At 64.3% G+C, this 10,229-nt stretch carries 13 protein-coding genes, 1 tRNA gene and 1 pseudogene; 6 read left to right on the top strand and 9 right to left on the bottom strand.

Annotated features, from left to right (window positions below):
- From H537_RS42255 to H537_RS0110590, 6 genes and pseudogenes are all read right to left on the bottom strand, one after another.
- A partial coding sequence (locus H537_RS42255) for a cupin domain-containing protein (RefSeq protein ID WP_043458538.1) occupies positions 1 to 467 on the bottom strand: 467 nt, incomplete at its 3' end.
- Between the two features lie 18 nt (positions 468 to 485).
- Positions 486 to 1,286: a cyclase family protein gene (locus tag H537_RS0110610; protein ID WP_028997900.1), complete on the bottom strand. Its 801-nt coding sequence runs from the start codon at positions 1,284 to 1,286 to the stop codon at positions 486 to 488.
- 28 nt (positions 1,287 to 1,314) lie between these two features.
- Positions 1,315 to 2,475 (bottom strand): MFS transporter, encoded by a 1,161-nt coding sequence (locus tag H537_RS0110605; protein ID WP_028997899.1) that lies wholly within the window; start codon positions 2,473 to 2,475, stop codon positions 1,315 to 1,317.
- On the bottom strand, positions 2,475 to 3,500 hold the full coding sequence (locus H537_RS0110600) for a universal stress protein (RefSeq protein WP_028997898.1): 1,026 nt from the start codon (positions 3,498 to 3,500) through the stop codon (positions 2,475 to 2,477). Before H537_RS0110600 ends, H537_RS0110605 begins: the two co-directional genes overlap by 1 nt.
- A gap of 23 nt (positions 3,501 to 3,523) precedes the next feature.
- Positions 3,524 to 4,375: pseudogene (locus H537_RS0110595) on the bottom strand (MMPL family transporter); the annotation flags it as partial.
- Positions 4,376 to 4,520: 145 nt separating this feature from the next.
- The gene (locus tag H537_RS0110590) at positions 4,521 to 5,483 is read right to left on the bottom strand and encodes an IS5 family transposase (protein WP_028997896.1); all 963 of its coding nucleotides are present in this window, start codon (positions 5,481 to 5,483) and stop codon (positions 4,521 to 4,523) included.
- 607 nt (positions 5,484 to 6,090) lie between these two features.
- Here H537_RS0110590 and infA point away from each other — a divergent pair.
- From infA to H537_RS0110570, 4 genes are all read left to right on the top strand, one after another.
- Entirely contained in the window at positions 6,091 to 6,351 is a 261-nt protein-coding gene (gene infA / locus H537_RS0110585; protein WP_028997895.1) for a translation initiation factor IF-1, read from the top strand.
- Between the two features lie 122 nt (positions 6,352 to 6,473).
- Complete coding sequence (locus tag H537_RS0110580; protein WP_028997894.1) at positions 6,474 to 6,683, top strand: cold-shock protein; 210 nt, start codon at positions 6,474 to 6,476, stop codon at positions 6,681 to 6,683.
- Between the two features lie 42 nt (positions 6,684 to 6,725).
- Positions 6,726 to 6,935 carry a cold-shock protein gene (locus tag H537_RS0110575; protein ID WP_028997893.1) on the top strand — a complete coding sequence of 70 codons (210 nt, stop codon included), beginning with the start codon at positions 6,726 to 6,728 and terminating at the stop codon, positions 6,933 to 6,935.
- Positions 6,936 to 7,013: 78 nt separating this feature from the next.
- A complete protein-coding gene (locus H537_RS0110570) occupies positions 7,014 to 7,244 on the top strand; it encodes a hypothetical protein (RefSeq protein WP_028997892.1) in 231 nt (76 codons plus the stop codon).
- Between the two features lie 120 nt (positions 7,245 to 7,364).
- Here H537_RS0110570 and H537_RS0110565 read toward each other — a convergent pair whose 3' ends face one another.
- Positions 7,365 to 7,832 carry a hypothetical protein gene (locus H537_RS0110565; RefSeq protein ID WP_156901598.1) on the bottom strand — a complete coding sequence of 156 codons (468 nt, stop codon included), beginning with the start codon at positions 7,830 to 7,832 and terminating at the stop codon, positions 7,365 to 7,367.
- Positions 7,833 to 8,223: 391 nt separating this feature from the next.
- Between H537_RS0110565 and H537_RS55515 the strand changes: the two genes are divergently transcribed.
- A complete protein-coding gene (locus tag H537_RS55515) occupies positions 8,224 to 8,928 on the top strand; it encodes a TraU family protein (RefSeq protein ID WP_238446655.1) in 705 nt (234 codons plus the stop codon).
- A gap of 632 nt (positions 8,929 to 9,560) precedes the next feature.
- Here H537_RS55515 and H537_RS0110555 read toward each other — a convergent pair.
- Positions 9,561 to 9,651: transfer RNA gene (locus tag H537_RS0110555), tRNA-Ser, on the bottom strand.
- An 84-nt stretch (positions 9,652 to 9,735) separates the two neighbouring features.
- Positions 9,736 to 10,050 carry a hypothetical protein gene (locus tag H537_RS0110550; RefSeq protein WP_028997889.1) on the bottom strand — a complete coding sequence of 105 codons (315 nt, stop codon included), beginning with the start codon at positions 10,048 to 10,050 and terminating at the stop codon, positions 9,736 to 9,738.
- Between H537_RS0110550 and H537_RS57015 the strand changes: the two genes are divergently transcribed.
- The coding region (locus H537_RS57015; RefSeq protein ID WP_211234989.1) for a hypothetical protein at positions 10,049 to 10,229 on the top strand (181 nt) is incomplete at its 3' end. The two genes, H537_RS0110550 and H537_RS57015, sit on opposite strands and share 2 nt — an antisense overlap.

The following is a 10,229-nucleotide window of genomic DNA, read 5'->3' as shown; positions in this document are numbered from 1 at the left end:
CGCTGCACGACCACGCTGCCGGGCTTGAGCAGCACCTCGGAGTCGTCGAGCACGAGCGTCATCTCGCCCTCGATGACGATGCCGTAGTCCACCGACTCGGTGCGGTGCATCAGCGGGTGCGGCGAGTTGGCCTTCACGGTGGAGGCGGCCTGGTCGCCGATCTGCGCGAAGGCCGTCTCCATCCGGGCAGCGCCCTGGGCCAGGAACTCGGCCGTGTCGGGCGGGATGTCCACGAAGCGCATGCGCGTGCCCTGCTTCGGCGGCGGCAGCATCAGCGCTCCGACCGTGGGGTCGGCGCCGTTGTCCACCGGCGCGGGGCTGCCGCTGGTGGCCCAGACCTCGTGGAACACGGTGCCGGGGATGGCCCGGATCTCCTGCACGGTGGACAAGGGCCCGTTGCTGGCGAGGATGGCCTTGCCTTCGGCGTCGTGGCCGGTGACGACGCGGTGGATGGGAGGAAAGCTCATGTCGAGGGCGCTCTCGGTTCAGTCTTCGAGGATGGCCACCGCGCGCGTCCAGCCGGCCGAGGCGCCGCGGATCTTGTGCGGGAAGCAGGAGACGAGAAAGCCGTGCGGCGGCAGGGCTTCCAGGTTGTGCAGCTTCTCCAGGTGGCAGTAGCCTATGTCGCGTCCGGCCTTGTGGCCTTCCCAGATCAGGCTCTTGTCGCCGGTCTCGGCAATCTTCCGGGCGGTGTACGAGAACGGCGCGTCCCAGCTCCAGGCATCGGTGCCCGTGAGGCGCACGCCGCGCTCCAGCAGGTACATCGTGGCCTCGTAGCCCATGCCGCAGCCGGAGAGCAGGTAGTCCTTGTGCCCGTAGCGGGAGCCGGCGCGGGTGTTGACCACCACGATGTCCAGCGGCTGCAGCGCGTGGCCGATGCGGGCCAGCTCGGCCTGCACGTCGGCCGCGGTGGCGACGTAGCCGTCGGGCAGGTGGCGAAAGTCCAGCTTCACGCCCGGCTGGAAGCACCACTCCAGCGGCACCTCGTCGATGGTCATGGAGGGCCGGGCCTTGCCCAGCTTGCCGTCCATGGTGGAGTGGAAGTGCCATGGCGCGTCCAGGTGCGTGCCGTTGTGCGTGGTCAGGGTCACCCACTCGGCTGCGGCGGCCTCGCCGTCCGGATAGTCCTCGGCCTTCGTGCCGGGCAGCATGGCCATGAACTCGGGCAGCGTGTCGGCGTGCTTCTGGTACGTGATCCTCGGAGCCAGCGGCGGCGGGTCGGAGAGCACGTCGTTCTCCAAGTAGATGGAGAGGTCAACGAAGCGACGGCGAGGGTTGCGATCCATGAAACGTCTTCCTTTTGAATTGCACTGTTCAATGCGTGCCCAACATGACAGACCGCGCGGGACGGGCACGGCTGAAACACAGCACGGCCACACCGGCAACAGCGGCAGCGGCGAGGCCGAGGCTCGGGTAGCCATGAAACTTCACCAGCGTGCCGCCCAGGATGGGGCCAACGGCCGAACCGACCATCACCATCGCTGGAGTAGTTGCCAGCGCACGGCCGCTGGGGTCCAGCTTGGCAATGAGGCCGAATGCAAAGGTGTGGGTAAAGATAATCACCCCAGGGAAGAACACTGCAGCGCTGGCATACGATGCATACGCTGTGCTCTGCGCGAGAATCAGAGCCAGTCCGGCCTGCGCGATCGGGCCCGCGAGCACCACGTGGCGTGCATTCAAGCGCCGCTCCAACACCGCAGCCAGCGGTGCGGGCAGCAAGTTCACCAAGCCCAGTGCAACAAGCATTCCTGTGATGGCTTCCACGGAAAAGCCGCGGTCAGCGCCCATGCGCTCAAGGAAGCTGAACATCATCGCCTGCACTATGGTCATGCAGCTGATGCCCAGTGCTGCGAACCACACGGACTTATCAATGCACTTGTCGTCAACGCAGGGCACGGCTTGCGCAGCAGCTTCGCGCGTGGGCGGTTCAGGGAACATCACCACGCAGACCACGGCCGCCACCAACATCACACAGCCAAACACATGGAACAGTGCTGGCCCGCCCAGCACAGCGACCAGCTTTGGCGTGGCGCCAAGGAAGACGACGGAGAACACGCCCAGTGCGGTCCCTGCCACCGCAAACAGGAAATGCGGCCGCTTGCTCCTTGCAATGGTCCCATGCGTGAAGCTCAACGCGCACCCGGCCGCTGCGCCGGCTACGGCATGCAGTACTGCCATCGCCACATAGCTGTGCGTGGATGCCGCACCACCGAAAGCGGTTGCGGAAATCAAGAATCCCAGCGATGCCGCACGCCGTCCGCGCATGCGCTGTAGCCGCGGCGCAAAGAACAGGCTGCTGAGTACCGCGCTGGCCAGGAACAGCGTGGCCAAGCTGCCAGCCTGCTGCGGATCGAGCTTGTAGTGCACGACCAGCGTGCCGATCCACACGGGCAGCGCCACGAGATCCACCATACCCGCGCAGTGCGCCACCATCAGCGCGATGCGACCCGGCCAGCGTTCCGTATTCGTCGCCATCACGGCTCCTTGGCTGCCAAGTTGTGCAGCCGATTGGCAAGTTGTGCAAAGGACTCGTCCGCATCAGCACCAAAGCGCGGATCGCCGTTGGCACCAAACGCTGTCGCTATCTCGGTCCAGTCCTCTGGTTGCAGATAACGGCTGGCGGCCGGCAGCACCAATTGCTCCTCGGCACTCATGTGTCGCCACTGCGCTTGAACAAACCCCTTCACCGCCTCCATCAACGCGGACACCGCTCCGGGCGCCCCGTTCTCCAGCGCCTGCAGCCGCTGGCGCAGGTTGCCAAAAAGCGTATCGCCCTCAGCGTGCTGACGCTCCAGGCCAGCGATGAGCGCATCACACTCGTTGGTACGCTCGCGCAGCTTGCGAAACAGGTACTCGTCTTCCTTGGGATGGTGCAGGCGCTGCGGAAAGCGCTCGATGTAAAACAGCATCGCTCCGGCCAGGGCCAGGTCGGGACTCCGACCGGTCTGTTGCGCCTCCTCGAGCAGCTGCAGCAACGCGTTGAGCACTGAAGCAAGCGAACGGTGCTCATCCCGGATGGTGGCTACTGCGCGCTGCTCATCCGTGGCCGGGAAGTTGCTCTCCACCGCGGACACCAGCACCGGCAGGGTCGCACGCTGAAGCACCTTGGCCGTGACAGAACCCATCAACGCGCCCTTGAGGCCGCGGCGGCCGTGTGACGCCATAAAGATGAGGTCACAGCCAGCCTCGCGCGCTGCATCGACGATGGCTTCGTGGGGCCGGTCGCTGGTACGAATAAGACAGGTGCAGTCCACGCCTTCGGCACGCGCCGCGGCCTGCGCTTTGGCCACCAGAGCACGCGCGTTGCCGGCAGCAGCCTCAGCAAATGCCATCGGCTCGGCAGCGTGCAGCAGTGCGCCCGCTCCCGTAGCGGCGTAATCAGGCCGGGCATGCAGGAACGTCAATTGCGCCCCGATTGCGCGGGCATAGCTGACCGCCTGATCCACTGTCGCGCTTGACAGCGGCGTACCGTCAATGGGCACCAGCAGGTGCTTGTACATGGCAAAGACTCCCTTTCCTGTATTTACTGAGCCGCTGCACGGGGCTGCGCACCCTCATAGGCTGCATGGACGGGGGCTCGTTCCGGCAGGCCGGCCTCGCTTCCCAACTTCTCGGCCGAGGGGTGGACGGTCGGCCTCAGAAGGAAATGCGCCAATGCAGGAAGCAGGATCAGGGCACCAAGCATGTTCCACAGGAACATGAATGCCAGCAGAAGGCCCATGTCGGCCTGGAACTTGATAGGGCTCGCCACCCACGTGATCACGCCAATGGCCAGCGTCACCCCAGTGAGCATCACCACCTTGCCCGTGAAAAGCAGCGCACGGTAGTACGCCTCGGATAGGCTCGCCCCGGCTCGCATCTGCGCCAGTGTCACCGACAGGATGTAAAGCGCGTAGTCCACACCGATGCCCACGCCCAGCGCAATCACAGGCAGCGTGGCCACCTTGACCCCCATCCCGAACGCCACCATCAGCGCCTCGGCCAGGAAGGACGTCAGCACCAGCGGCAGGACTGCAACCAGCACCGCACGCCAGGAACGGAAGGTGAAGAAGCACAGGATCACTACCGCGCCATAGACCAGCAGCAGCATTTGCACCCAGGCCTTCTTGACCACGATATTGGTCGCAGCTTCAATGCCGGCGGAGCCCGCAGCCAGCATGAACTTCACCTCTTCGGTGTCGTTGGCCCTGGCAAAGGCTTCGACGTGGCTGACTACGCGGGTGAGCGTCTCGGCCTTGTGGTCACGCAAGTAGACGTAGAGGGTCAGCAAGCCGCACGACTCGTTGTACAGGCCCCTGGGCGCGCCGGCCGTGACGGTGTTGAGCATCCGCTGGTTGGGCAAGAAGTCGTACCACTTGGGGTTTCCCTCGTTAAGGCAACGATGAACAAGCTATTGAATGCGGCAGCATCGGCTTCCTCGATCTCACATGGCGGGTTTTCGAGGCCGTGACGGTGAAATTTTGGGCGTAGCAGCGCGTTATGCCGCGCTGGCGCCGGTATTTGGCGCCGTGCGAACGCACTTACCCCATGAGACGCGCACGCGCGAGGTAGATGTTGGCCAGGCCAAGCGCCACGAAGGCCCGCGTGGCATTCTTGGCCAAACCGCGGTAGCGCACCTTCGTAAAGCCCCACAGCCGCTTGACCACGGCGAAGACGTGCTCCACTCGTGCCCGCACCTTGGACTTGTTGCGGTTCTTCCCGCGCTCGACCTCGTCCACGACGCCACCGCGGCGTGTGCGCTGATTGGTGAAGTCGCGGGCCCGCGGCGCCTTGGACGCGATCAGTGCGCGTTGGCTGGCATAGGCGCTGTCGCCATACACGCGCCGCTCGCGACCGTGCAACAGAGTGGGCAGCGGGTGCTTATCGTGAACATTGGCCGCCGTCACCACCGCGCTGTGCGCCAGTCCCGTGCGGCTGTCTACGCCGATGTGCATCTTCATGCCGAAGTGCCAAGTCTGACCCTTGCGGGTCTGGTGCATCTCGGGATCACGCGCCTTGGCAGCGTTCTTGGTCGAGCTCGGTGCACTGATGATGGTGGCGTCCACGATCGTGCCCGTGCCCACCTTCAGGCCGCGTGCTTGCAGCACTTCGCCCACCTTGGCAAACAACTGCTCGCCGAGCTTGTGCCGCTCAAGCAGGTGGCGAAACTTCGCCAGCGTCGTGCCGTCGGGCACCCGCTCGCGTCCGAGGTCCACGCCCACAAAGCGCCGAAGACTTGTACTGTCAAGCAGCGCTTCCTCGCAGGCCTCGTCGGCCAAGTCGAACCAATGCTGCACGAGGTACATCCGCACCATGCGCTCCAGACCGATAGGCGGGCGACCGTTGCCCGCCTTGGGGTAGTGCGGCTCAATGACCTCGCAGATCTGCTGCCAGGGCACGATCTCTTCCATCGTCGCCAGGAACGCGTCGCGCTTGGTCGGGCGTCGGTACTGCTCGAATCCAGCAGCTTGGTCTGCAGCCACGGCAAGGGTCTGTTGCTTCATCCTGCCCTACCGTACCAGCCCCTCCTGTCGCAGACCTTAATCGGCGTTGCCTTAAATTGATTGCAAGCGCCGGCAGCGAAAGTTCCTTGCAATGCATTTTTCAAGCCCGCGCCTGGATCACGAGTTGATCTCCCTCCTTTCCCAGGGCTGCTGATTGCTCAGGCGATCTCGACGTTCTGGTTGCCCCTGGTTCGCAGCGAACACCCCTGCCAGCCAACGCCCGGACCGAGCTCATCCGCCACACCCGCACGTGCGCCTCGCACGCGCTACCTCAGCCAGACCCGGCCGGCCGCCAACGAAGGCCGTGCCAACGAAAGCGCTACATCGATACACCCTTACGGGCAGGCAAGTACCTTGTCTGCCGTCTAACCCGAGCTTTCGGGCAGGGCCGCCACACCGCATCCGTCTCGATTCGCAGCGGACGCGGCAGCGCCATCGCCATGCTTGACCGCATGCTGCGCTTCACTCCGGAGCCAGGCTCCGGTCACACCACGCTGCACTACGCCACCGCTCAAGGACTGGACTGGACCGGCCGCACTGCTGCCCACCAGACCCCAGCCTACCCTGTCCCCGTTTCCCACCCCTTACAGACATCGAAGGTGACCTCATGGCCAAGGAAGAATTGATCGAGATGCACGGCGTCGTTGGCGAGGTCCTGCCGGACTCGCGCTTTCGCGTGAAGCTGGAGAACGGCCATGAGCTGGTGGCCTATACCGCCGGGCGCATGAAGAAGCACCACATTCGCATCCTGGCCGGCGACAACGTCTCGCTGGAGCTCTCGCCCTACGACCTCAGCAAGGGCCGCATCACGTTCCGGCACCTGGAGCGGCGCGGGCCGCCCCCGTCGGGACAGCAGCGCAGGCGTTGATGACCCCGCACGCAGCGACATCTCACGATTTCGACCTCCGGGCCAGGAAGCTGGTCTACCGCACCAGCCTGAGCTGGAGCATTCCTGCTTTTCCCACCACCGTCACGACAAGGAACGACGACATGACCACCGAAACCGGCACCGTCAAATGGTTCAACGAAACCAAGGGCTTCGGCTTCATCACGCCTGACAACGGCGGCAAGGACCTGTTTGCCCACATCAGTGAAATCCAGGGCACCGGTGTCAAGACCCTGGCCGAGAACCAGCGCGTGGAATTCCAGGTTACGCAAGGCAAGAAGGGGCCGCAGGCTTCCACCATCCGGGCACTGTGATTCGGCGCCAGCGAACCCCATCTGCTTCGAAAAGTTGACCACATAACTACCCAGACCGGTATTGTCAAATGGTTTGATGAACCCAAGGGCTTCGGCTTCATCAAGCCCGACAATGGCGGCAGCGACTTGTTTGCCCACTTCAGCGAGATCAAGGGCGACGGCTTCAAGACGCTCGCTGAAAACCAGCGCGTGGAGTTCGAAGTCACGCAGGGCAGGAAGGGGCCTCAAGCTTCCAGCATTCGGCCGTTGTGATCGGCATGGATGCTTCGCGCAGTGCCTCCTGGCGCTGCGACACCTCCCCGGGCTCACACCCCAGTACAGGCCGGCTTGATGACGAAGAAACCTGAAGAAGGGGCGACCTCGGTTGTCCAGGACGACGGCCTGCGCTACAAGCGCAAGTCGCAGGGATCCCCCTACAGTGCAGGAACCACGGCAGGCATGCACCTCGCCAGCATGTCTTGCTTCAAGTGCGGCATGCACCGCCCGCGTTCCGAACTGCAGTCCAAGCGACTTCTGGGCAAGAACCAGCTGGTCTGCGCTGGCGGTTGCAAGGTGCGCTGACGCAGCGGCGCGGCATTCTCAATTCCTGTACGGCGCTGTTACCCCGTTGCCATGATGCCGAGCCGCAACGGCCCGGCGGGCGCACAGCCATGCTGGGCAACCAGGCTTGGCTGCCTCTCCTTAAAGCATGTCCTTGCTGATGCTGAACAGCGGCAACAGATGGCCTATTCGTACTGGTACGCCTTCGCTGTCGAGCTCGACGTATCCAGACACTCCCAACGACTGCTCGCTGCTGCTCACGGAAATCGACAGCATAGGATTCGACGGCCCAGGTTCATCCGCCTCGCCGGCGCCGCACACCACCATCGATTGCTGCGCCAGATACATGCTGACGGTGATGACCTCAACGCCTGCACCAGCGGCTGCAGTCGCGTCGGAGTCGAACTTGTCCTTGGCCTCCAGGACATCGTCTTTCGGTGGCTCGATATCGAGCAGGGCGCGTTCTACGCCGCGCTCCAACTCGGTGGCCTGAAAGGCGACCCAGCGGCCTGGAAAGTCGGAAAACCGGATGCCAGAGCTGCTGTAGCTGTTGGCGAAGCGGTTGAAGATGGCAGTCAGCGACTCGGGCAACTGCAGCGGATGATTCATGTGCATGTGCGTGTAATGTGCCATGCCACAGGCCTTCACCAGGCAGCAGGGCCTTCATGCGCCGTATAGATGATAACGCAACTGTTTTGACGATGCAGTGCCCCGTCCTACCCAGCGTTGACACCTTTGCCCTTAGGAAGGCAAAAGTGCAGTGGAATCAAGGATCAAGCGCACGCATCGTGACTACACGATGGCCGTCAAGCTGGCCGTGGTCAAGCAGGTCGAAAAAGGAACTGACGTGCGCCGTAGGCACAGGCCAAGTGCGGTATCCAGGGCCACACAATGGTGCTGAGCTGGCATGTGCAAGAGAGGCAGTAAACCGAAGAGGTGGAGCAGGCTCTGAAGATGGGCACACTTTCCGATCGGTTGCTATCACACCGATCGCCTTGCCATGGGCGCCGCACGCTGGCTCCTTGCCCCTGTCCTGGCGCTGGCCTGCACCGGATGCTTCCCCAACCCGCTCACCGACCTCTGCTGGAGCCGCATCCTGCCCATCAGCATCGGCAGCGCGACGGTGGCCGGCCTCGGCGGCCAGGAGAACATCGCCAACCCGCCCAGCCCGCTGTGCAGTCGCGGCGTCAACCCCATTGTCGGCCTGTCGGTGGGCTGCCGGGAACCGGTGCGCCACGTCGAGGTGGTGCACAGGCCCTTCTGCCTGCCCTCGCTGGGCGGTGTGGACCTGGACCCCAGCCTGCCGGCGTTCAGGGGCGCTCGGTTCACGCGCTTTACAGGACGCAGCTCACCTTGGCTGTCGCGCTGCTGGCCGCTGCCGCCCAGGCGCAGCCCGCGCCTGCCATGCGCGAGGCCGACATCGAACGCGCGCGGCGCCAGCAGCCGGCAAATCACCGCGCGCGACATCGAGGAGGCCTGCCGGCGCCGGCAACACGCGACACGGTCGACCTCGGGGCGCTGGCGCGGGGCTTCGACGCCAACGCTCGCCATCGCGCTGCAGCCGCGCCTGCTGGTCTTCGGCAGCAGCTTGTCTAGGTGCCCGCGCCAGCGTGCCGGGTGGGGCCCTCGCGAAAGCCCCGGGCCGTGGCCCAGCCCAACACCTGCTCGATGGAAATCCGCACCCGGCTCGCTGTCTCGGTCTTGAGCTGCTAGATCGGCTCCAGCACGGCCATGGCGTGCTGGAGTTCCACGTCGCGCACCAGCAGCGCGCCCATCACGGGATGGGCGTAGGTTTTCAGGGAGTTCGCCTACTGCTGAGCGGCGTGCTTGGGATTGCGCCAGCTGGCCGCATGGGCAGGAATGAACCGGGCTCCGTACCCCTTGAAGGTCAGTGCCGCAGCCCGCTGCGCCAGCAGCCGGCGCGGCCTTCCTCAATGGGGTCCACGCCGGCGCGTACCGTGTTCCTGGCCACGCGGGCCGCGCCTATGCAAGGGTTACGCCAAATCAGCCGCCTCGGCCCATGTCGCGGCGCCGGCCGCCCACCGTCATGCACAGGATCCACGTGCGCCCACCCTTGGCAAGGACCTGCAGCCCGAGTCCCGGAATGTCCTCAACAAAGTGGAGGCTGGGCTGGGTCAGGGGCGAAACGGCCAGCGCGCTGGACTCGGAAGCGGCACGACCCCTGGTATGGTTCCGATAGTCTGGTCCATGTCGACACCCATCAACTTTGGAGCGACTGGGCGCCTTTTCGTGACACTTCGTGAACTACTGGAGAGGCCGTCTTCCCTCTGAGAGAGGCGTTTTGAGGGAGGCCGTGAAGCACCTGGGGAGACCAGGTGGCGGAGGGAGCGGGATTCGAACCCGCGGTGGGCTATTAACCCACACACGCTTTCCAGGCGTGCGACTTAAACCACTCATCCATCCCTCCGCGGATGGCATCGGTTGCGATCACCGAAGCCCTGCATTCTATCCCATGATTTAAGGATTTGGATAGAGCGATCTGCTGAAATTGCTAAAACGGGCCTGACAGCGCCTTGAAGCCGATCCAGGCAGCCGCCATCACGGCATTGCCCGGCAAGCTGATCAAGCCGGTGACGTAGAACAGCGTCGACAGCAGCGGCGCACCGATGACGCACTCGACGAACAAACCCACCAGGTAGAACAGGAGCCCGCAGCACATCCAGCGCCGCATGTAGGTCGGCAGCCAGCGCGCTTGGTGCCGGTTGTGGCGCCAGGCGGCCGCGCGTTCCAGCGCCGTGCCGGTACTGGCGTCTCTGAACAGCCAGCCGAAAAAGAAATAGCGGTAGAGCAAGGTACGCAATGCCATGGAGTCTCCCCGACCGTCGGCTGCAACCGATGCTTCCACGGTGCCCTGCGGCCTGCAAGCACGTTTCCGGCAAGGCTCGTGCCAAAAAAAACTAGGACGGCAAAGCCAGCTGATCGGCCAGTTGCTCCAAGTTGGCGAGGTACTGCTCGGGATTGCGCCGGAACCGGGTGCGCTGCACG

It is taken from the genome of Azohydromonas australica DSM 1124 (assembly GCF_000430725.1).
GTDB classification, from domain to species: Bacteria; Pseudomonadota; Gammaproteobacteria; order Burkholderiales; family Burkholderiaceae_C; genus Azohydromonas; species Azohydromonas australica.
This window is presented reverse-complemented; position numbering and strand designations above follow the sequence as displayed.